This is a genomic window from Curtobacterium ammoniigenes NBRC 101786 (assembly GCF_001571045.1).
GTDB lineage: Bacteria > Actinomycetota > Actinomycetes > Actinomycetales > Microbacteriaceae > Curtobacterium > Curtobacterium ammoniigenes.
This window is the reverse complement of record NZ_BCSV01000002.1, coordinates 271757-293014: the sequence shown is the minus strand read 5'-3', so window position 1 is coordinate 293014 and position 21258 is coordinate 271757. Positions and strand designations below refer to the sequence as shown.

22 protein-coding genes and 1 tRNA gene are annotated in these 21258 nt (G+C 67.6%); 13 read left to right on the top strand and 10 right to left on the bottom strand.

Annotated features, from left to right (window positions below):
* Positions 1-7: 7 nt before the first annotated feature.
* The 6 genes from CAM01S_RS05100 to CAM01S_RS05075 are packed head-to-tail and all read right to left on the bottom strand — an operon-like array spanning position 8 to position 7327.
* On the bottom strand, positions 8-1798 hold the full coding sequence (locus tag CAM01S_RS05100) for a serine/threonine-protein kinase (protein ID WP_066517316.1): 1791 nt from the start codon (positions 1796-1798) through the stop codon (positions 8-10).
* Complete coding sequence (locus CAM01S_RS05095) at positions 1795-3249, bottom strand: peptidoglycan D,D-transpeptidase FtsI family protein (RefSeq protein WP_066517315.1); 1455 nt, start codon at positions 3247-3249, stop codon at positions 1795-1797. The genes CAM01S_RS05100 and CAM01S_RS05095 overlap by 4 nt, the downstream gene beginning before the upstream one ends.
* A gap of 7 nt (positions 3250-3256) precedes the next feature.
* Positions 3257-4690 (bottom strand): FtsW/RodA/SpoVE family cell cycle protein, encoded by a 1434-nt coding sequence (locus CAM01S_RS05090; RefSeq protein WP_066517314.1) that lies wholly within the window; start codon positions 4688-4690, stop codon positions 3257-3259.
* Positions 4683-6068, bottom strand: coding sequence for a Stp1/IreP family PP2C-type Ser/Thr phosphatase (locus CAM01S_RS05085; protein ID WP_066517312.1), 1386 nt, complete (start codon positions 6066-6068; stop codon positions 4683-4685). Before CAM01S_RS05085 ends, CAM01S_RS05090 begins: the two co-directional genes overlap by 8 nt.
* 6 nt (positions 6069-6074) lie before the next feature.
* Positions 6075-6650, bottom strand: coding sequence for an FHA domain-containing protein FhaB/FipA (locus CAM01S_RS05080; RefSeq protein WP_066517311.1), 576 nt, complete (start codon positions 6648-6650; stop codon positions 6075-6077).
* On the bottom strand, positions 6647-7327 hold the full coding sequence (locus CAM01S_RS05075) for an FHA domain-containing protein (RefSeq protein ID WP_066517309.1): 681 nt from the start codon (positions 7325-7327) through the stop codon (positions 6647-6649). Before CAM01S_RS05075 ends, CAM01S_RS05080 begins: the two co-directional genes overlap by 4 nt.
* Before the next feature lie 109 nt (positions 7328-7436).
* Here CAM01S_RS05075 and CAM01S_RS05070 point away from each other — a divergent pair.
* Positions 7437-7520, top strand: a tRNA-Leu gene (locus tag CAM01S_RS05070).
* 101 nt (positions 7521-7621) lie between these two features.
* Complete coding sequence (locus CAM01S_RS05065; RefSeq protein WP_066517306.1) at positions 7622-8080, top strand: hypothetical protein; 459 nt, start codon at positions 7622-7624, stop codon at positions 8078-8080.
* A 64-nt stretch (positions 8081-8144) separates the two neighbouring features.
* Here the strand turns inward: CAM01S_RS05065 and CAM01S_RS14590 are convergent, their stop codons facing one another.
* Positions 8145-8411, bottom strand: a complete 267-nt coding sequence (locus CAM01S_RS14590) for an SHOCT domain-containing protein (protein ID WP_245631544.1) — start codon at positions 8409-8411, stop codon at positions 8145-8147.
* 214 nt (positions 8412-8625) lie between these two features.
* Here CAM01S_RS14590 and CAM01S_RS05055 point away from each other — a divergent pair, with 214 nt between their 5' ends.
* The 7 genes from CAM01S_RS05055 (at position 8626) to CAM01S_RS05025 (ending at position 14183) form a co-directional block, all read left to right on the top strand.
* On the top strand, positions 8626-9891 hold the full coding sequence (locus CAM01S_RS05055) for a sensor histidine kinase (RefSeq protein ID WP_066517304.1): 1266 nt from the start codon (positions 8626-8628) through the stop codon (positions 9889-9891).
* Positions 9888-10619: a response regulator gene (locus CAM01S_RS05050; protein WP_083527778.1), complete on the top strand. Its 732-nt coding sequence runs from the start codon at positions 9888-9890 to the stop codon at positions 10617-10619. The genes CAM01S_RS05055 and CAM01S_RS05050 overlap by 4 nt, the downstream gene beginning before the upstream one ends.
* A 20-nt stretch (positions 10620-10639) precedes the next feature.
* A complete protein-coding gene (locus CAM01S_RS05045) occupies positions 10640-11401 on the top strand; it encodes an SDR family NAD(P)-dependent oxidoreductase (protein WP_245631543.1) in 762 nt (253 codons plus the stop codon).
* 37 nt (positions 11402-11438) lie between these two features.
* Positions 11439-11915 (top strand): hypothetical protein, encoded by a 477-nt coding sequence (locus tag CAM01S_RS05040; RefSeq protein WP_066517302.1) that lies wholly within the window; start codon positions 11439-11441, stop codon positions 11913-11915.
* On the top strand, positions 11912-12670 hold the full coding sequence (locus CAM01S_RS05035; RefSeq protein WP_066517300.1) for an amidohydrolase family protein: 759 nt from the start codon (positions 11912-11914) through the stop codon (positions 12668-12670). Before CAM01S_RS05040 ends, CAM01S_RS05035 begins: the two co-directional genes overlap by 4 nt.
* Before the next feature lie 110 nt (positions 12671-12780).
* Entirely contained in the window at positions 12781-13221 is a 441-nt protein-coding gene (locus CAM01S_RS05030; RefSeq protein WP_066517298.1) for a MerR family transcriptional regulator, read from the top strand.
* A complete protein-coding gene (locus CAM01S_RS05025) occupies positions 13218-14183 on the top strand; it encodes an NAD-dependent epimerase/dehydratase family protein (protein WP_066517297.1) in 966 nt (321 codons plus the stop codon). Before CAM01S_RS05030 ends, CAM01S_RS05025 begins: the two co-directional genes overlap by 4 nt.
* 4 nt (positions 14184-14187) lie before the next feature.
* On the opposite strand, the gene CAM01S_RS05020 is transcribed toward CAM01S_RS05025, so the two are convergent.
* Together CAM01S_RS05020 and rimK are read right to left on the bottom strand one after the other, a co-directional pair.
* The gene (locus CAM01S_RS05020) at positions 14188-16452 is read right to left on the bottom strand and encodes an MMPL family transporter (protein ID WP_066517295.1); all 2265 of its coding nucleotides are present in this window, start codon (positions 16450-16452) and stop codon (positions 14188-14190) included.
* A gap of 57 nt (positions 16453-16509) precedes the next feature.
* The gene (gene rimK / locus CAM01S_RS05015) at positions 16510-17778 is read right to left on the bottom strand and encodes a 30S ribosomal protein S6--L-glutamate ligase (RefSeq protein ID WP_083527828.1); all 1269 of its coding nucleotides are present in this window, start codon (positions 17776-17778) and stop codon (positions 16510-16512) included.
* Positions 17779-17905: 127 nt separating this feature from the next.
* On the opposite strand from rimK, the gene CAM01S_RS05010 reads away from it, so the two are divergent.
* Positions 17906-18385, top strand: a complete 480-nt coding sequence (locus tag CAM01S_RS05010) for an ATP-dependent zinc protease family protein (protein ID WP_066517293.1) — start codon at positions 17906-17908, stop codon at positions 18383-18385.
* Between the two features lie 131 nt (positions 18386-18516).
* Positions 18517-18972 (top strand): Hsp20/alpha crystallin family protein, encoded by a 456-nt coding sequence (locus CAM01S_RS05005; RefSeq protein ID WP_066517292.1) that lies wholly within the window; start codon positions 18517-18519, stop codon positions 18970-18972.
* On the opposite strand, the gene CAM01S_RS05000 is transcribed toward CAM01S_RS05005, so the two are convergent.
* Positions 18969-19871, bottom strand: coding sequence for an FAD:protein FMN transferase (locus CAM01S_RS05000; protein ID WP_066517291.1), 903 nt, complete (start codon positions 19869-19871; stop codon positions 18969-18971). The two genes, CAM01S_RS05005 and CAM01S_RS05000, sit on opposite strands and share 4 nt — an antisense overlap.
* Before the next feature lie 45 nt (positions 19872-19916).
* On the opposite strand from CAM01S_RS05000, the gene CAM01S_RS04995 reads away from it, so the two are divergent.
* Both CAM01S_RS04995 and CAM01S_RS04990 read left to right on the top strand, forming a co-directional pair.
* Positions 19917-20216 carry a hypothetical protein gene (locus CAM01S_RS04995; RefSeq protein ID WP_066517290.1) on the top strand — a complete coding sequence of 100 codons (300 nt, stop codon included), beginning with the start codon at positions 19917-19919 and terminating at the stop codon, positions 20214-20216.
* 304 nt (positions 20217-20520) lie between these two features.
* The gene (locus CAM01S_RS04990) at positions 20521-21246 is read left to right on the top strand and encodes a VIT1/CCC1 transporter family protein (RefSeq protein WP_066517289.1); all 726 of its coding nucleotides are present in this window, start codon (positions 20521-20523) and stop codon (positions 21244-21246) included.
* Positions 21247-21258: the final 12 nt, after the last annotated feature.

Sequence of the window (21258 nt, the reverse complement as noted above, 5' to 3'; positions counted from 1 at the left end):
CGACGGGTCAGCCGTTGGCCGACGGGAGCCCGCTCGGCACGCCGAGCCCCGCGGTCGGCGCTCCCGAACTCGACGTGCTGCTCGATGGTGACGGCTGCGTCCACGTGGCGTTCGCAGGGTTCGAGTTCGCCGACTGAACGGACCCACAGGTCACCTTGTACACGAAGGAGGTGGGCTGGCCCGGCTGCGTCGCTTTCACGGTCATGCTCGTGTTCGATGTGCTGCCCGTCGACTGGGCGTTCGTGTCGGTGCCGTTCGAGATGGACCAGGTGTAGGTGCCCGTGAACGAGTAGCCGGCGGGGCACTGCGTGTATGCGGGCCACGAGACGGTGAACGTGCCGGTTGCCTGGTCGACCGCCGATGCGGTCGGCGTAGTCGGCGTCGGGGGCGTGGGCTGCGCCGTGTAGTACTGGAGCGTCACCGTGGAGCCGTACGGCAGGTTGCCGGTCGGCGTGATCGACTCGACCGTGTTCACCTTCGTCTGATCCGACGTCGTATCGCCAGCAGCCGTCTTGACCGTGAATCCGAGGTTCTGCAGCTGCGCCTGCGCCTGATTGAGCGGCTTCCCGACGTAGTCGCTGCTGTTCACCTGGACCCGTGACGGTGTCGTCGCGGTCTGCGACGGAGTCTGACTCGGGGTCTGCGAGGGCGTCGACGACGGCGACGACGGAGCGGAGGCGGACGTGGTCGGCGCCGGAGTGCCGGGTCGGTTGGCGAACGCGAGGAGCCCGACGATGATTGCGGCGATCACCAGTGCGGCGAGAAGCGCCCAGATCCACCAGCGCGAGCGTCTGCGGTCCTCGTCATCGAGCGGCCGGTCGTCGATGATCGCCGGGGGCACCGGGTTCGGCTGCATTACGGTCGGAGCCCCGATGATGCTCGTCGCCGCGTCATCGGCTGCAGCCGCCGCCGGTGGGTTGAACAGCACCGTCCCAGCAGCGGCCGCGAGGGCGGGCACGGCGACGGTTGCTGCAGCGACATCGCCCCGACGCAACGCCTGGGCGGCGCGCGCGAGATTGGCAGCGGTCGCCGGACGCTCCGCCGGCTTCTTCGCGATGCACGCCATGACGAGATCCCGGACCGGCTCCGGGATGGAGTTCGGCAACGCCGGCGCCTGCTCGTTGATGTGGGCCATCGCAATGGCGACCTGCGACTCGCCAGTGAAGGGGCGCCTCCCGGCCAGGCATTCGTAGGCGACGATGCCGAGGGAGTAGATGTCGGTCGATGGCGACGCCGGGTGTCCGGACGCCTGCTCAGGCGACAGGTATTGCACGGTCCCCATGACCTGGCCGGTCGCGGTGAGGGGAACCTGATCGGCGATGCGCGCGATTCCGAAGTCGGTGATCTTCACACGGCCGTCGGGGGTGATGAGGAGATTGCCGGGCTTGATATCGCGGTGCACGAGCCCGACCGCGTGGGCGGCCTGCAGCGCGTTCGCCGTTTGGGCGACGATGTCGAGCACCTTGTCGACCGGGAGGGTGTGCTCCCGTTCGAGCAGCGTGGAGAGCGCCTCGCCTGGAACGAGCTCCATGACGAGGTAGGCGCTGCCGTCTTCCTCGCCGTAGTCGAAGACGTTGGCAATTCCCTCGTGGTTGACGAGTGCGGCGTGGCGCGCCTCAGCGCGGAACCGCTCGAGGAAACCCGGGTCGCCGAGGTACTCGTCCTTGAGGATCTTGAGGGCGACGGTTCGGCCGATGACGAGGTCGGTCGCCTGCCACACCTCGCCCATGCCGCCGATGGCGACGCGAGAGGAGAGCTGGTACCGCCCACCGAAGGTGAGTCCGCTGGTGGGTCTCATTGATTCAGCACCGCCTCCATGACTTGCTTCGCGATCGGGGCCGCGACTGTGTTCCCATACCCGGACTCGCCGAGCCCGCCCCCGTTGCCGACGACGACCGCCACCGCGACCTTCGGGTTGTTCGCGGGTGCGAAGCCGGTGAACCAGAGCGTGTACGGCTGACCCGGGCCGTTCTGAGCGGTCCCGGTCTTGCCGGCGACATCGACCCCGTTGATTCTCGCATTGGTCCCGGTCCCGCTGGTGACGACCGTCTCCATTGCTTTCGTCAGCGCAGCCGCGTTCGCCGAGGAGATCGGGTCGCTGTACACCTTCGGCGTGAACGGGCGAATGACCTTGAGGTCACTCGTCGTGATCGTGTCGATCAGGGTCGGTTGCATGACTTTCCCGCCATTGGCGATGCCCGCCGTGGTCATCGCGATCTGCAGCGGCGAGACACGGTCGTTCGCCTGCCCGAACGCGCTGAGCATGAGCTGCGCTGTGCTGTCCGGCTGCGGGTACTGGCTTGCCGTCGAAGACTGCGGAATGTCGATCGAGCTGCCATAGCCGTACTTGTCGGCCATCGCTTTGATCTTCGCGTATCCGACCTTCTCGCCGAGTTCGGCGAACGGGATGTTGCACGAGTTCTGCAGTGCGAGCGCGATGGTCACGGTCGATCCGCCCCCGCACGCGCCGCCCTCGGCATTGTTGATGAACGTGGACGTGCCAGGGAGCTGCAGGGTCGATGGGTTCGGGAGCGTGGAGTCGAGGTTCCAGTCCCCGCTCTCGAACGCAGCGGAGGCGACGATGAGTTTGAACACGGAACCCGGCACATACAGGTCGCCGCCGATAGCCCGGTTCTGCAACGGCGCGGACGGGTCCGTATTGAGCTGCTTGTAGGCCGCGAGCACGCTCTGGATGTTGTGCGACGCGAGCTGGTTCGGGTCGAACGAGGGCTTCGACACCATCGCGAGGATCTTCCCGGTGCTCGGCTCGATCGCGACGACGGCGCCGGTCTGGTTCCCGAGCGCATTCCACGCGGCCTGCTGGACCTTCGCATTGATGGTCGTGTTGATGTTCCCGCCCTGGACGTCTTGGCCCGTCAGGATCGAGTTGATGTTCTGGAAGAAGCTGTCGTCGCTTGTGCCGGACAGTTCCTGGTTCTCGGCGTGCTCGATGCCCGTGCTGCCCTGGCCGAGCGTGAAGTAGCCGGTCACCGGCGCGTAGAGCGGCCCGTTCGAGTAGGTGCGCTGGTACTTGTACTGATCGTTGGACGGCACGGACTCGGCGATGGGATTGCCGTCCACAAGGATCGCGCCGCGCTTCGTGGAGTAGCTCGCCAGGATGGACCTCGAATTGCGGGGGTCCGCGCGCAACGAGGGCGCAGCGAAGAACTGGATGCTCGTCGTCGATACGAAGAGCGCCACGAACATCAGCAGGACCACTGCGGAGATGGAGCGGATTTGTCGTTTCATGCGGCGGTCACCGTCCTATCCTGATCTCGGGCTGTGCGGGTCGAAGCTCGGGCTCCGCGGCTTGCTGCACCCGCTGTTCGGCGGGAATGGCATCCGTCAGCCGCATGAGCATCGCCGCGATGATCCAGTTCGCGACGAGCGACGAACCACCGGCCGCCATAAAGGGCGTGGTCAATCCGGTCTCGGGGATGACGCGTGTGATGCCGCCGACAACCACGAAGACCTGCAAGGCGACAACGAATCCGAGTCCGACGCCGAGCAGCTTGCCGAAGTCGTCTTGGATGGCATACCCGACCCGGAAGCCGCGCGAAACGAACAGCAGGAAGAGCGCCAGGATCGCGAACAGACCGACGAGGCCGAGCTCCTCGCCGAGTGCGGAGATGATGTAGTCGCTCTGGGCGACCGGCGTGAGATACGGGCGGCCCTGTCCGAGTCCGGTTCCCGTCAGGCCTCCGTTCGCGAATCCGAAGAGACCGGTGACGAGCTGATAGCTGCTGTCGTACGGCTTGTTGTAAACGGCGTTGTTGAACGGTTCCAGCCATTGCTGGAAGCGGCCGTGCACGTACGACAGTGCGGAGGAGGCCGCGATCGCGCCACCGATGAAGAGCACAAGTCCGATGAGCACCCAACCGAGGCGAGCGGTCGCCACGTAGATCATCACCAGGAACAGACCGAAGTACAGCAGTGAGGTGCCGAGGTCATGCTGGAACACGAGCACGCTCATGGCAGCGCCCCACACGATGAGGATCGGACCGAGGTCGCGAGCGCGTGGGAACCGAATGCCGAGGATCTTCGGGCCGACGATCGACAGGCTGTCCCGCGCCGTCACGAGATATCCCGCGAAGAACAGGGCGAGCGTGATCTTCGCGAGTTCCCCGGGCTGGAACGAGAAGGATCCGACGTGGATCCAGACGCGTGCGCCGGAAATGTCCTCGCCGATGCCGGGCAGCATAGGAAGCAGGAGGAGCAGCATGCTGATCAACATGAAGATGTAGCGGTACCGCTGCAGGAACCGATGGTTGCGCACCAGGAACAGCACGATGATCGCAAGCACCATCGCGAGCAGCGTCCAGACGATCTGCTTCACGCCCACGGCGTTCCAGCCGGTGACGTTGTTGTGGATGTCGATCCGGTAGATCTCTGCGATCCCGAGCCCGTTCAGTGCGACCGCGATCGGCAGGAGGAACGGGTCCGCGTTCCGGGCCACGATGCGGAGCACCACGTGCATGACGAGGGCGAGGACGAGGATCAGCGATCCGACCCAGAGCACCGATGTGTCGAACAGTGTTCCGCGGGTTCCGAGTTCGACGAGCACCATGGCGCCCGCAGCGATCCCCGATGCGAGGACGAGGAGCACGAGCTCGAGGTTGCGAGCGCGCGCCGGCTGCCGGAGCCGAATGGTGATGGCCTGGGTGAAGGATTGGCGAGACGAATCAGTCACGTGGGGTCGCCTCCTGCCCGGGTGCGGGCGCGGCGGCGGCGCTGACGGTCGCGGTCGGCGTGATGGACGGCACGGCGGACGGGCTCGGCGACGCAGTGGGCCGCGGCGTCACGGGAGGCTGATCACGGCCCGTCTGCTCCGCTTTCCGGAGGCGCGCCACGATTTCACGAGCGTCTTCGAGCGTCGCCGCGTTGATCGTCTGCTTCACGCTCTGCTTCGTGTAGGCGGGGAGCTTGGCGACCTCGACGTCGGTGTCCTCGTAGACGTGCGAGAGCGTCAGGGGACCGATCCCTTCCTGCACTCCCTTATAAATGGCGACCTGACCGCGGTCGTCGCCGACGTAGTACAGCGTCTGCGTCCAGCGATAGCCGAAGAGCACAGCGGCTGCGATCGCGATGATCGCGGCGACGACCGCGATGGTCCAGGTGACGCGGCGTCGGAGGCGTCGCCGCCGGTCCTCGGCGATGAGCTCGGCGAAGTACTGGTCGGACTCCGGTTCGAAGTGGGAGTCTTCCGGAGCGGTGGTGACCTTGAGCGGGTGCAGCAGGATTGTCGGGAGGCGGATCGGCTTGCGTCCGGTGGATGCCTCGAATGTCAGCGGCGCGGCAGCGGACCCGACGGTTGTCGCGGCGTCGTCGACCTCCTCCGGCTCATGCACGGGGACGTCCATCACGACCACCGTCACGTTGTCCGGTGCGCCATGGTCGAGGGTCTCTTTGACGAGCCGCTGCGTGACCTGGTTCGCGTCCATGTCGGACGCGAGGGCATGCCGGATCCGCTCCTCGGCCAGATATGAGGAGAGTCCGTCGGAGCAGAGCAGCCACCGGTCGCCGGGTTGGAGATCCATGACCGTGGTATCGACCTCGGGCGCGGCATCGACATCCCCGAGCACCCGCATGAGCACGGAGCGTCGCGGATGGACGGCAGCTTCTTCCGGCGTGATGCGGCCGCTGTCGACGAGTCGCTGCACGAATGTGTGATCGTTCGTGATCTGGGTCAGCTCGCCGTCACGGTATCGGTAGATCCGGGAGTCGCCGATGTGCGCGATCGCGATCTCGTCCCCGACGCGGATCATGGCGCTCACCGTTGTCCCCATGCCGGTGAGCTCATGATGCTCGAACACAGTCTCGGTGATGAGCTGGTTCGCCGCGATCAGCGCGGTCTGGAGCGCGAACTCGGCGTCGTGGGCTGACGGGAAGTCACGGTCGACCTCGCGGATGCGGCGGATGGCGATGGCTGAGGCGACGTCGCCGCCGGCGTGCCCGCCCATGCCGTCCGCGACCGCGAACAGGTGGGCTCCGGCGTATCCGGAGTCCTGGTTGTTCGCGCGGATACGCCCCACATGGGAGACCGCGGCGCTCAGGGTACGGGCGACCATCCGGTCCTACCGCCGCAGCTCGAACGTGGTCGTTCCGATGGTGATCGGGGCGCGCTCCGGCACCGGCAGGGGTGCGGTGACGCGCTGACCGTTCAGGAACGTACCGTTCGTGGAGTCGAGGTCGGTGATGATCCATCCGTCAGGGCGGAGCTCGAGGCGAGCGTGGTGCGTTGAGGTGTAGTCGTCGCGAATGACGACGTTGCTTTCGCTGGACCGCCCGATCGTGATCGGACCGCTGCCCAGCGGCATCTCCATGCCTTCGCGTGCGCCTTCCGTGATGACGAGCCGCGTCGGGATCGATGCGGACGGCGTTGCGGCGCCGCCGGATCCGGCGGGTCCGCCGGAGAGGATCGCTTCGGTGAAGGCGCTTGGAGATGCGCCGGCCGCCCGCGCACTTGCCGCACCGGCAGGGACCGGCGGTGTGGTCGGCGTCTGTGGCACGTTCTGCTTGTCTGCAGGGATCGTTCGGGTGCGCTGGCCGAAGAAGTCGCTCCGCAACGCGAAGACGATGGCGAACACGAAGAGCCACAGCACCGCGAGGAACACGAACCGAAGGACAAGGAGCGTCAGGGTGCTGGTCACCGAGCGCCTCCTTCGTTCTCCGGGATCACGCGGAACACCATACGGGTGCGCCCGACTTCCAGGGTGGAATCCGGCTCAACGATCGCCTGCTGGAAGCGGTCGCCGTTCAGTTTCGAACCGTTCGTCGAGCCGAGATCGGTGGCCTGGGCATGCTTGCCGTCCCACAGCACTTCGAGATGCTTGCGGCTGGCACCCGTGTCCGCGACAGTGATGTCCGCCTCGGACCCACGGCCGATGACGGTGCGGCCGACCTTAAGGTGGTGCCGCTGAGAGCCGATATCGAGCACGGCGACCCACGGGACATCTCGCTGCACCGTGGAGACGTCGACCTGGAGGATGCCGGTCGACAGCGTGCCGTCCTGCAGGAGACGGATTGTCAGCGGACCGGAGAACGAGTAGTTCTGCGCGACTGCGTGCTGCTGCACCAGTTGGGTGAGCTCATCGATGAGCGGCTGCCCGAGCTCGTCCATCCGCGTGAAGTCCGGCGGCGACAGCCGGACGACGAACTCGTTCGGCACGAGGATGCGCTCGCGCGACACAATTGCCGCATGCGTGTCGAGTTCGCGCCGTAAGGCGCTCGAGATCTCGATCGGCTGCACGCCCGAGCGGAACGTCTTTGCGAACGCGCCATTGACAGCGCGCTCGAGCTTGCGCTCGAAGCTGTCAAGTAGGCCCATGAGTCTCCCGCGTTCTCGGTCGTAACCCCTGCATGGTAGTGGTTGACCATCCGCTCCGGCTGCACGCGGCAAGCGACGCTGCCCTGACATGGTAGTGTTTCCGGCGCTGGCGCGAGTGGCGGAATTGGTAGACGCGCACGGTTCAGGTCCGTGTGCCCGTGAGGGCGTGGGGGTTCAAGTCCCCCCTCGCGCACCCAGCAGGTGCTCCGGTTGACTGGACAATTCTGTTCCGGTTACTGGGGCACCGTTCGTTGCGATCTCCCTTCGCGCGTCACGAAGCGATCGGACAGATCAATGAGCGTTCTCTCCTGGCAACGGTTCAACATCGGTCTCCGCCTCATCCTCTGCGGCGGCCCCGTGCTGGTGTGCATGTTCTCTATCGCCGGGTTCCCGAACGCGAGCGGCTGGTGGATGCTCGGCATCGGCGCCGCGCTCATCGTGCTGATGCTCGTCGCGCCGGCGGTCGCAATCATCGCGACCCGCACCACGGTGTGGCTCATCGCGGTGCCATTCTGGGCGGTTCGCGTCAAGAAGGTGGAGATTGCATCCGTCACCAGCGTCGACGTCCGGCCGCTGGAGGACTTCGGCGGATGGGGGATCAAGGGCGGCAGTCGTCGGAAGGGTCTGCTCCTCGCAGCCAGCGGCCAGCGAGCCGTCCAGATCACCCGTATGAACGGACAGGTCTTCCTCGCCACCTCCGACGACGCGGAGCGCGCCGTCAGCGCCATGGGTGTTGCTGCCGTCACGCGATAACAAGTGCCGAGGCCGCAGTTCGGGCGAACTGCGGCCTCACGCGTTTCCTCCGGTTCACGCCGATCTACTTTCGGCTGAGCTCCGCCAGGCGCGCCCGATACTCCTCGGTGTCGATATCGCCTCGCGCGAATCGGTCCGCGAGGACGGCGCGGGCGTCGCTCCGCGCCCGCCATCCTCCGCGGCGAAGCGTCACGAACAGGACGACGACCGCGGCCCAGAACAGGATGAAGAAGATCGGGAACACGATGAATCCGACCGGCGGTCCGGCGTGCCACCCGGCCCATCCGGAGACGGCAGGCGCGCTGGCTGCGGCGGCGAGAAGAGCGGACATGATGACCTCCTGAGTCATTCGAGGTGCCGCGATTGCGACCTCCCAAGCGTCCGATCTGGAGGCCCTCCCCGCGTCCGCCAGGCGACCGCACTTCCGCCTCCCCCTCCGGGCGTATGTCCGGCTTCCCCTGCACGGTGGATACGCCAGCCGATGTACTCCACACCTCATCCGCGTGACCGGCGACGATTGCGGCCGTCCCGCCTACGCTCGTTTCATGTCCGCCGAATTCGCTACCGACGCTCGACGTCGTCGGCGACGCTTCGCGCGGTACGGGCGGATCATTCCCATCGCCGTCGTGCAGCTGTTCGGCACGGTTGCGGCGTCGGGAACCTTCGGAGCTCGAGCGGGCCACGGGGGTCCGCCGTTCCACGCACCAAGCACGTTCGCGGTAGTGCACCCGGGGGCACTGAGTGGGCTTGCGATCGTCCTCCTGCTCGGGAGCATCGCGGTCCTTCCGTGGCGGTGGCGATGGCCTGTGGCTGTTCTCGGCACGGTCGCGGCATGCACCGTCGCATTCGCATTCGTCGCTCCGGCGCGCGGACCGTACGTCGCGGCGCTCACCATGGCGCTCACGAACGCGGTTCTGCTGGGCCATCGAGTACCGGCGCTTCTGGTCGCGGCTGTCTCGTTCCTCGTGTTGCCGTGGGCGGATTATTTGACTGGGCGAACGCCGGCGCTTCCCTGGTCGGCGATGACACTGACGTCCGCCTGGCTCATCGCGACATTGGCGATCGCGGAGCTCGCGCGCGTCCGCATTGCCCGGTCGGCTGACGCCAGAGCGGCGCGCGCCGCGGAGGCCCGGCGCCGAGCGGACGACGAGCGGGTGCGTATTGCGCGGGAACTGCACGATTCGGTGGCCCACAACATGTCGCTCATCAATCTGCAGTCAGGGGTCGCGTTGCATCTCGGCCGTGAGTTGCCCGAGCAGACGCGCGCCGCCCTCACCGCGATCCACGACGCAAGCGCATCGGCGCTCACGGAGCTGCGCGCGATCCTCGGCGTGCTCCGCTCCGCCGATGGAACCAATCCCGCCGCGAGGGCTCCTGGCCCGAGCCTGCGGCAGCTCCCCGACCTCGTTGACCGCGCGCGGGCCGCCGGACTCGACGTCTCGCTGACGATCAGCGGCGCGCCCGAGCGTGTCGGCGGCATTACCGACGCGTCCACATACCGCATCGCGCAGGAGGCTGTCACCAACGTCATGAAGCACGCCCCCCGCCATCACGCAATCGTCACCGTCAGCGTCGGTACGGACATCGTCGACCTGACGGTCAGCGACGAACCTGGCGCCTCCGCCGAAGGCCGTACAGCTGCGAGCATCGGCTCGAGTGGCAACGGCATCATCGGCATGCGTGAGCGCGCAGCGGCCGTCGGCGGAACACTCACCGCTGGTCCCACACCCAGCGGCGGCTGGACCGTTCAGGCCCGATTGCCGATCGTGACCAGCAACTCCGACAGCCAAGAACCAGAGGAGCAGCGATGACCCATCAGTCACCCACGGGAGGTCTCGAGTTCGCCGCACCTGCTGCGGCAACGGACTCGGGCGCCATCCGCGTGCTGCTTGCCGATGACCAGTCGCTGATCCGCGCCGGACTCCGAGCGCTCATCTCCGCGGAACCGGGAATGGAGGTCGTCGCCGAGGCCGGCAACGGCGACGCCGCCGTCCGGATCGCGTCCGAAGCGCACCCCGACGTCATCCTCATGGACATTCGCATGCCAGGGGTGGACGGGCTCGAGGCGACACGACGAATCGGAGCCGACCCGCGCCTCCAGACCGTCCACGTCATCATCCTCACGACGTTCGAAGAAGACGACTACGTGTTCGAAGCGATCCGCGGGGGCGCGGCGGGCTTCCTCGTCAAAGACACCGAGCCTGCCGAGCTCCTTCGCGCGATCCGCACGGTCGTCGCCGGCGAATCGCTGCTCTCGCCGGGCGCGACGCGGTCGCTGGTCGAAGCGTTCGCCGCACACTCCAAACCATCGGCGATGTCGCCTGCCCTCGACGCCCTGACGGAACGTGAACGACAGGTCGTCGCCCTCGTTGCCGCCGGACGCACGAACCAAGAGATCGCCACAGACCTCTTCATCAGCCCCGCCACCACGAAGACCCACGTCAGCCGCGCAATGATCAAACTCGGAGCTCGCGACCGAGCCCAGCTCGTCGTCTTCGCCTATGAGTCAGGACTCGTCCGGCCAGGATGGACGCCGTAACCCCCCATGCAAGGAGCATTGTGACCGAACTCGCCCTGACCGACACCGTTGCTCTCGTCACCGCGGCCTCCCGCGGAATCGGACGAGCGAGCGCGCTCGACCTGGCGCGCAACGGCGCCGACATCGCGCTTGGCGTCCGCGACGTGATCGGCGCGCACGAGCTGATCGCGGAGATCGAAGCGCTCGGTCGCCGCGCGATCGCCGTCCCGATGGATGTCACCGACCTCGCCGAATCCCGCAGGGCCATCGATGCCGTCATCGCCGAACTCGGCACGATCGACATTCTCGTGAACAACGCCGGCGGCAGCATCGTCGAACCAGCGTTCGATGTCACCGAGGACCACTTCGAGTCGGTCTGGTCCCTGACGACGCGGTCCACGTTCTTCATCTCCCAGCATGCCGGGCGCCACATGCGTGACAACGGCGGCGGCGCCATCGTCAACATCGCCTCACAGGCCGGTCTCGTCGCGCTCCCGGGCGAATCCGCCTACTGCACGAGCAAGGCGGCCGTGCTGCACATGACCAAGTGCCTCGCCATCGAGTGGGGCCAGTACGGCATTCGGGTGAATGCCGTCGCCCCCACGTTCATCGAGACCGACGGCACCGCCCCCGCGCTATCCGACCCTGACTTCCGCGCTGACACCGTCGAACGCATCGCAGCACTGCACCGGATCGGGTCACCCGACGAAGTCGCCGCGGCAGTCACGTTCCTCGCTGGGCCTGGTGCATCGCTCATCACTGGCACCACCCTGACCATCGACGGAGGCTGGACTGCACGGTGAGCGGCGCTGCACCGGCTCCGCGCCGTAGGCTCGGGCGATGACGAGCGGCGCGGACTGGATCAACTTCAGCGGCAGTGTCGTTGTCCCCGTCCTGCTCGCGATCGTCGGCTGGACCCTGACCTACCGGTACCGCCGCGCATCGACGCTCGCCGATATCCAGACCGCGGCAACCGCGCTCGCAGCGCTCCCACGCACCGGCTACGAGGACACCGTCACCGCGCTCACCGACCGGATCCGCCACGACACCGCGCTCCTCAATCGACGGAACCAGCCGTTCCGGCTCTGGCCGCTCGTCACCTCAGTCGCGCTGATCCTCGTGATCCTCGTGCTGGGCTTCGTGCTCACCCTTGCCGGCGTCATCACGTTCAACGGCAACCTCACCGCACTCCGCATCACCGGATTCGCAGTCGGCCTGTTCATCACGATCGCGCTCGTCATCGTCGTGGAGCTCCTCCCGCAGCGAACCATCCAGCAGGAACGAAGCCCCGAGCAGGAACGAAGCCCCGAGCGATGAGTGAGACCGAGCGCATCTTTGACGCGCACGTCCACATCATCGACCCGCGCTTCCCGCTCGTCCCGAACGACGGATTCCTTCCCGAGCCCTTCACCGTCGACGACTACCGCCGCCGCACGAGCGGCCTCGCCATCGCTGGTGGCGCAGTCGTCTCCGGATCATTCCAAGGCGTCGAACAGGGCTATCTGCGAGCCGCGCTCGCCGCCCTCGGCCCGAACTGGGTCGGCGTCACCCAGCTCCCCGCCGATACAGACGACCGGACACTCCGGGAACTCCACGCTGCCGGGATCCGCGCCATCCGGTTCAACATTCGCCGCGGAGGATCCGCCGGGCTCGACGAACTCGACGGGTTCGCCCGACGGGTGTTCGACCTCGTCGGCTGGCACACCGAGCTCTACATCGACGCACGCCAACTCGACGCACCCTTGACCAAGCGGATCGCCGCGCTGCCTGCCGTGAGCATCGACCACCTCGGCCTCCACGCCGACGGTCTGCCGCGCCTCCTCGAGCTCGTCGAACAGGGCGTGATGGTGAAAGCGACCGGATTCGGGCGAGTCGAGCTCGACCCTGTCGAGGCAATGCAGCGGATCGTCGACATCAACCCACAAGTGCTCATGGTCGGCACCGATCTGCCCTCCACGCGAGCCCGACGCCCCTTCGAGGACGCCGACATCGACATCATCCGACGTGCGGTTCCCGCAGCGATGCTGTCTGCCGTGCTCTGGGACAACGCAGCGCGCCGATATCTGCGCTGACCTCGGATATCTGCGCTGACCTCCGGATATTTTCGCTGACCGCCGGCTACCTGCGCTGGCCTCCGAAGCCTTCTTGACTTCAAGCGCTTGAGGTCTGTTCTGATAGCGACATGACCACGTTGACCATCCAGGACGTGTCGCGACGTAGCGGGCTCAGCGAGCCCACCCTCCGGTATTACGAAGACGTCGGACTCATCCGCGCAATTCCCCGCGACGAGCGGAGCGGGCATCGGCGCTACGCCGAGTCCGACCTCGACGACCTGCAGGTCCTCGCATGCCTCCGCGCCATGGGCGTCGGCATCGAAGACATGCGCACCTACCAGGCGAACCGTGTGATCGGAAACGCTGCTGCCGACGAGCAACGGGACATCCTGCTCCGACACGCAGACCGCGTCGAGCAGCAGATCGTCACGCTCCAGGTGCACCTCGACTACCTCCGCGCAAAAGCGGCCCTGTGGGACGCCCGCGCCAACCACGATCCCGTCGCAGAAGAAGCCGCACAAACAGCGGTCGCTGCGATCCTTCCCCACCTTGAGGAGACCATCCGATGACAGCTCTCGTCACCGGCGGAACCGGCTACATCGCCACCCGCCTGATCGCCGACCTGCTCGCCCAGGGCACGACCGTCCGGACCACGGTCCGCTCACTCGACCACGCGGACGACGTGAGGACCGCCGTCAGCCGGGCCGGTGTCGACGCGTCAGCCCTCACGTTCACGGAGGCCTCGCTCACCGACGACGCCGGCTGGGCCGAAGCCACCGACGGAATCGCCGAGGTCCACCACGTCGCCTCCCCCCTGGTGCACACCGGAACCCCCGAGGAGGTCGTCCCACCGGCACGGGATGGAACGCTACGCGTCCTGCGCGCGGCGCGGGACGCAGGAGCCCGGCGCGTGGTGCTCACGTCGTCGTTCGCCGCGATCGGCTACACCCCGAAGGCCGTTCGGGAGTACGACGAACGCGACTGGACGGATCCGGAGACGCCCGGCCTCCCGGCATATCCGATGTCGAAGGCGGTCGCTGAACGCGCCGCGTGGGACTTCATCGACCGGGAGGGAGGAGACCTCGAACTCGTCGCCCTGAACCCGACATGGGTCGCGGGGCCGACACTCACGGTTGCGGCGCGGTCGTCGCTCGCGCTCTTCGTCGGCCTCCTCGACGGCTCGATGAGCGTCGTGCCTCGTCAACGCTTCGGCGTCGCCGACGTTCGCGACGTGGCGTCAGCGCACATTGCAGCAATGCAGACGCCCGACGCAGCGGGCAAGCGGTATCTGCTGCTCGCGGACGGTCCGACCCTGACCTACCTGGAAGTAGCCCAAATCCTGAAGGACCGACTCGGCCCGCTCGGTGCGCGCATCGACGTTCGGGAGGCGCCGGGCGACGAACCCGCACCGCTCACGATCCATAACGAGCGCGCCAAGACCGAACTCGGCTTCCAACCGCGGCCGGCTGCGGACACGATCGTCGACACGGCGACAAGCTTGGTCGACCTCGGCCTGTTCGCAGGAGCCTGACCGGTCAGCCCTCGTGCGCGGGGTGGCCGCGGCTGATGCGAGACGGCCACCACGCGCGCCGGTTCAGGTCGTAGATCACGGCGGGAACGAGCAGAGACCGCACGACGATCGTGTCGAGCAGCACGCCGAATGCGACGATGAACGCGATCTGCACGAGGAACAGGATCGGGATCACCGCCAGCGCTGCGAAGGTCGCCGCGAGGACCACACCCGCGGAAGTGATCACACCGCCGGTGAGACCCAGCCCGCGGATCACCCCCTCTCGCGGCCCATGGAGCAGCGTCTCCTCGCGCACCCTGGTCATGAGGAAGATGTTGTAATCGACGCCGAGCGCGACGAGGAACACGAAGCCATAGAGCGGGACCGACGGATCTGCGCCCGGGAAGTGGAACACACCGTCGAACACGAGTGCGCCCACGCCCAGCGCCGCACCGAACGACAGGATGACGCTGCCGATCAGGACGAGCGGGGCGACGATGCTGCGGAGCAGGAGCATGAGGATCACGAGGATCACGGCAAGCACGACCGGAATGATGACCGAGCGGTCGCGAATACCCGTGTCGTTCGTGTCGATCGCGATCGCGGTCACCCCGCCGACCTTCGCGCCGGGATCCGCCCTCGCGACCGCGGTGCGGAGGTCGCGCACAGTCTGCTCGGCGGCGGGCGAGTCCGCCGGCTTCGACAAGGTCGCCTGCAGGAGCACCTGACCGTTCACGACAGTCGGGGAGCCAGACATGCCGGAACCGCCAGCGCCAGACGCTCCGCCAGAACCGCCGGCACCGGCCGCGCTCCCCGAGCCGCCCGCGCTCCCCGAACCGCTCGCGCTCCCCGAGCCGCCCGCGCTCCCGGCACCGCCCGCGCTCCCCGAGCCGCTGGAGCCGCTTGCACTTGCACCCACCGGAACGGTGCCGGTCGGCGAGTCCTTCGAGACGCCCACGACGGAGTCGATGCCCTTCGTCTGCTTCGCCGCGGCCACCAGGGCGTCGAGCTTGTTGGCGTTCCCCAGAATGAGCGCCGGGCTTCCCGAGCCACCCGGGAAGTGCTTTGCCAGCACGGCCTGTCCGTCGCGGGCCTGGGAGTGGCCGATGACGAGGTCACTCTGCTGCACACCGTTCGCGCGAAGGCCGAACAGCCCGCTGGCGCCCGCAAGGAGCGCGATCGTGCACACCACCCAGACGATGCGGAAGTGCCGCGAGACCAACCGGCCGACCGCCGCCCACAGGCCACGCGCCTCCGGACCCGTCACGGCGGGATGCTTCGACCCGAAGGTGGGACGCAACGGCCAGAACGCGGCGCGCCGGAACGCGAGGAGGAGCGCGGGGAGCAGCGTGAGCGCGGCGAGCAGGCTGAACACGATGCCCACGGCCGCCACCGGACCGAGCGCTTTGTTCGAGTTGAGGTCCGACAGCAGCAGGCAGAGGACACCGGCTATGACGGTTCCACCCGACGCGAGAATCGGCTCGAAGGACCCGCGCAGCGCGATCTTCGTTGCCTCCCAGCCGGTCCTGGCGTCGCGGAGCGCCTCCCGGTATCGAGCCGTGTAGAGCAGCGCGTAGTCGGTCGCGGCGCCGATGACGAGGATCGACAGGATGCCCTGTACCTGGCCGTTGACCGTCACGACGCCGGCCTTCGCCAGTTCGTACACGACGAGAATCGCGCCGGTGAGTGCGAACATCGCCGTTCCGAGGACGAGGAACGGCAGCAGCGGGGAGCGGTACACGATCACGAGGATCACCAGCACCGCAAGGAGCGCCACCCCGAGCAGAATGCCGTCGATCCCGGCGAACGCGTCGGTCAGATCGGCGGTGAACCCAGCCGGACCGGTGACGGCTGCGGTGAGGCCGGACGGCGTCTGCTTGGCCAGATCGGTGCGCATCGCGGCAACGACGGTGGAGGTGTCCGCACTGGGCGTCAAGCTTGCGATCAGCTCGACCGCCTGGCCATCCTTGCTCGGGATCGCCGGGCTGACCCCCTGCACACCCGACTGGGCGCTGACCGCGTCTCGGATGCTTGACACCCAGTGCGTGTCCGACGCCGTGAGCCCGCTCGATCGGGCAACGACGATGACGGCGGGAGCCCCGGCGGGCTTGCTGAACTTCGACTGTTCCTGTTGGACCTTCGTCGCGTCCGCGGACGCGGGGAGGAACGAGACCTGGTCGTTCGTCGAGACGTTCGCGATCTTGCCGAACGCTTGGCCGCCGACACCCGCAAAGGCGAGCCAGGCGAGGATCACGATGGCGGGCAGGACGATGCGGAGGAAGCGGCGCATGGCCGTCAGCGTACACGCATAGTCAGCATGCTGATCGCTAGGGCGTCTGGCGGTGCATTACTCCGCAGTGCCGGGTGCGGCGGCCGACGAAACGGCGGGTGCCGTCGTGGCCGCAGCGGGAGGTGCAGCCACAGCCGCGTCACGGATCAGCGGCTCTTTCGGCAGCCGGTGCACCTTGGTCCGTCGCTTGCGCCGGTCCGGAATCATCGAGCGCATCTCCTCGAGTTTCCCGAAGCACAGCAGGCGGTCGCCGGGCTGCAGCTCGACACCGCTCCGCGGGTTCGGGATGACCGTGGCGCCGCGGTGCAGCGTCAGCACGGTGATGTCGCGGTCCCACAGGCCCGACTCCTTGATCGTCTTGCCGACGAGCTCCGCATTGGTGTGCACGAGGAGTTCGGCGACGCCGTACCCGGTCGACAGACTGAGCCGCTGCCGCACGTCGATCTCCGGGAACGCGACCTGGTTCGCGATGAAGTCGATGATCGCGCCCGCGACATCGAGTCCGGTCGCCCGCTCGATGCCCTCCAGTCCGGGCGACGAGTTGACCTCCATCACGAGGGGACCGTCATTGCCCTCGAGCATGTCGACGCCCGCGACGCGCAGGCCCATGATCTGCGCGGACCGCACCGCGGCCTCCTCGTACTCGGGCGTGAGCGCGACCTTCTCGACCGTCCCGCCCCGGTGCACGTTCGATCGGAACTCGTCACCGCTCGCGACGCGGCGCATCGCCGCCACGACGCGGTCCCCGACGACGAGGGCGCGGATGTCGCGGCCGCGGCTCTCGCTGATGAAGCTCTGAATGAGGACGTTCTGCTTGGTCGAGTGGAGGGTCTCGACGATCGACTCGGCGATCTTTGCCTCGGGGGCGAGGATCACGCCGATGCCCTGGGTGCCTTCGAGCAGTTTGATCACGACCGGCGCGCCACCGACACGGTCGATAGCGCGCCGCACGTCGGCGCGGTTGGTGACGAACGCAGTGGCGGGCATGCCGATGTTGTGTCGCGAGAGAATCTGGTTCGCCCGCAGCTTGTCGCGGGAGTTCGTGATGCCGTTCGCGGTGTTCGGCGTGTACACGTCCATCTGCTCGAACTGGCGAACCACGGCGGTGCCGAAGTACGTGATCGAGTTCCCGATCCGCGGGATGATCGCGTCGTAGTCGGACAGGAGCCGACCCCGGTACTGCAGGTCGGGCTCATCGCCGGACAGATCGATCGAGAAGCGCAGCGTGTTCAGCACCTTCACGACATGTCCGCGGTCCATCGCCGCGGTGCGGAGGCGCTGGGTCGAGTACGCCTGCGGGGCGCGCGAGAGGATGGCGAGTTTCAACGAGGGCTCCGCGGGGACGACGAGGTTCGACAGCGACGCTCCATCCAAACACTCTTGGAGGCCCGTGCGATACCGCGCGCCGTCCCACCTCCCCGACGTGCTCGCCTCCTGCTGACAAGATGGGCGCATGCGCGACGACCCGGACCACGCGACGGAACCCGTCGTCGCTGGGTGGCGCGAATGGGCGCATTTGCCGGCGCTCGGGATCCCGTGGATCAAGGTCAAGCTCGACACCGGGGCGCGGAGCTCGGCGCTCCATGCGTTCGATCTCGAGGAACTGCCGGGCGATCGCGTCCGATTCTCGGTCCACCCGTGGCAGGACTCCGCGGCGGAGGCGACGACCGTCGAGTGCACCATCCACGATCGGCGGGTGGTCCGGAGTTCCACCGGCCATACGGAGGATCGAATCGTGGTGCGCACCGAGTTGGTGCTCGCGGGCAGGTCGATCCTCGCCGAGACGACCCTCACGAATCGCGATCAGATGGGGTTCCGGATGTTGGTCGGGCGTGAGGCGCTCCGGCAGGGGTTCCTCGTCGATCCGGCGCGGTCGTTCACCGGCGGGCGGGCACCCCGTTCCGTGCGGCGGGAGAACCGCGGCCGCGCCTAGGGGCACGGGGCGCGCACGCTCAAGCATTCTTTGATGCAATTTTTGGCACTCTTCATGCTTGAGTGCTAAAACATGCAGTGTTGAGCCGAGGGGGCTCAACCTCAGGATCAGACAAAGGAGTTGATGTCGTCATGGCTATGAACTTCGATCCCTTCCAGGAGCTCGATCGGCTCGCTGGATCGCTGCTCGGCAACCCCGGGCCACGCATGGCGCCCATGGATCTGTATCGCGCCGGCGATCACTATGTCCTCAACGTCGACCTGCCCGGTGTCGATCCGGGCTCCGTTGACATCGACGTGGACGGGTCCGTCTTGACGATCAGGGCCGAACGAACGCTCGGGGTCCCGGAGGGCTCGCAGTGGCTCACGCGCGAGCGCCACGGCGGGACGTTCCTGCGCCAGTTGACGCTCGGCGACGGACTGGACGTCGAGCACATCTCGGCCGCGTACGACAGTGGCGTGCTCAGCATCACGATTCCGGTGCACGAGTCCGCAAAGCCCCGCAAGATCGCGGTCAGCTCGGTTCGGAACGCCGGCCAGCAGTTGTCCGTCGAGCAGAGCATGCCAGCCGCCGGCGAGATGCGCTAAGCGCGCTCGGCTGGCCAACCCCCGACACGGATCACGTCCCCGCGCGCGCTCACAAGCCGCGCGGGGACGTTCGCATAGCGGTCGGCCAAGAACTGCACGGCTTCAGCGCCGCGCACGATGCAGGCCGTCGTGATCGTGTTCGCCGCGACGCACGTTGGTGTGACGGCGGTGACCGACCGCCACACCGGCGCGGCTGGCACGCCCCATCGCGGGTCGAGGATGTGGTGCATCGGTCGACCGTCCCGCTCCCACCGACGCCGACTCGTGCTCGACGTCGCGATCGACCAGCCGGACGCCAGTCCGATCTGTTCCTCCGGGTCGTCGTCGAGATCACGCACGAGGATCTGCCACACCCCGTCGGCGGTCGGGCCCGCCGTTGCGATATCGCCTCCGAGCGAGACCATCACGCCGACGCCAGCCCGCTCGGCCGCCGCCGCCGCTCCGCGGTCGGCCGCGAACGCCTTCGCGGTGGCACCGAGATCGAGGATGACTCCCGCCGGAACACGAAGGAACCGACCCTCCAGCGTGACGTCCTTCCAGGAGGCTCGTCGCGCCTCCGTCCCGTCGGGTTCAGCGCCGCCCCGGGATGCGTCGTAGCCGAGTTCCTGCATCCGGGACCCGAGCGTCGGGTCCACGTCACCGTCGGTCGATCGCGCGGCGTCGAGCGCCACTTGGACGAGTTCGGCGAGCATCGGCGAGACCTCGGCACCGGCACCGGACTCGAGCTCGGCACGCCGCGCCATCAGCTCTGAGTCGGGGCGGAACCGGCTGCAGGCCGCCTCGACGGCATCGGTGACCTCGCGGACCGCGGCGACGGCTGCGTCGACCGCGCGCTCGTCGCTGCTGTCCACCACGACCTCCGCCGTGGTGGTCCAGAGATCCCAGGCCACACGTGCCATCAGGAGCCGGACGTCTGACCCTGCGTCGAGCCGAAGCCCGAGAAGATGCCCGAACTGCCGGACGAGCTCGAGCCGCTCGATGAACCCGAACTGCCGGACGTGCTCGAGCCGCTCGATGAACCCGAACTGCCGGACGAGCTCGAGCCGGATCCGCTCGAGGACGCGCTGCCGGACCCGCTGGTCCCGGTGCCGGTCGACGGGGTCGCGGACGAGGACGGCGTCGTGCTCGGCGTGCTGGTCGAGGTCGACGGCGATGCGCTCCCGGTCGAGGAGGGCGTCGTCGTGGTCGTGGTCGTGGTCGATGTGTGGGGCGTGCCCGGCTGCACGAGCGCGTTGACGATATAGACGCCGGTGCCGAGGAAGGACGCGCCGACGATCGTCCCGACACCCGTCAGCGTGCCGATCATCCGTCGGCTCCACGCACTGTTGCCGTTCATTCCACTCTCCTTGCCCGATTCGTCGTCTCACTCTCGGTCGGCGACGGTGGCAACCTGCAATCCAGACTCAGCGCTCCGCACCAAGAATGGGCTGACCGCAGCGGTTCCACATTGGACGCTCAGCACAGTCATAAGACCGACGGCCGCGGCCCTACCAGTCGCACCTGTCACCATGTGGAGAAGTGCGCGGCTCCCGGTGATTTGATGGGCCGATGACTGACCAGAGCACCGCGCACGAGCGCGACGAGCCTCACGCGGACGCCCTGGGCGGACGCCTCAACTGGCTTCGCGCCGGAGTCCTCGGCGCGAACGACGGCATCGTCTCCGTTGCGGCGGTGCTCGTCGGTGTCGCCGGTGCCACGACCAACACCGGTCCGCTGCTGACCGCCGGCGTCGCAGCGCTCGCCGGTGGCGCCATCTCGATGGCGCTCGGCGAATACGTGTCGGTGAGCAGCCAACGCGACAGCGAACAGGCGCTGATCGCGAAGGAACGCGAAGAACTTCGGACCGACCCCGACGGTGAGTTCGAAGAGCTCGTCGGCCTCTGGCAGGCGCGCGGACTCGAAGAGCCCACGGCACGTCAGGTCGCCAAGGAACTGACCTCCCGGGACGCGCTCCGCGCGCACCTGTCCGAGGAGCTCGGCATCGACGAGAACGACGTGAGCAACCCGTGGCACGCTGCACTCGCCTCGGCGGTGGCGTTCCTTTCCGGCGGGATCCTCCCGTTCCTCGCGATCCTCCTCACCCCGGAGCCCGCGCGGGTGATCGTCGCCGTGATCGTCGTGCTGATCGCGCTCGCAATCACCGGCGCGCTCGGTGCGCGACTGGGCCGCGCGGCGATCCTCCGCCCGACGGTCCGCGTCGTGGTCGGCGGCGCGATCGCGCTCGCCGTCACGTACCTGCTGGGTGCGCTGCTCGGCACCACCGGGGCGGCGTAACCGGTCGGGCGG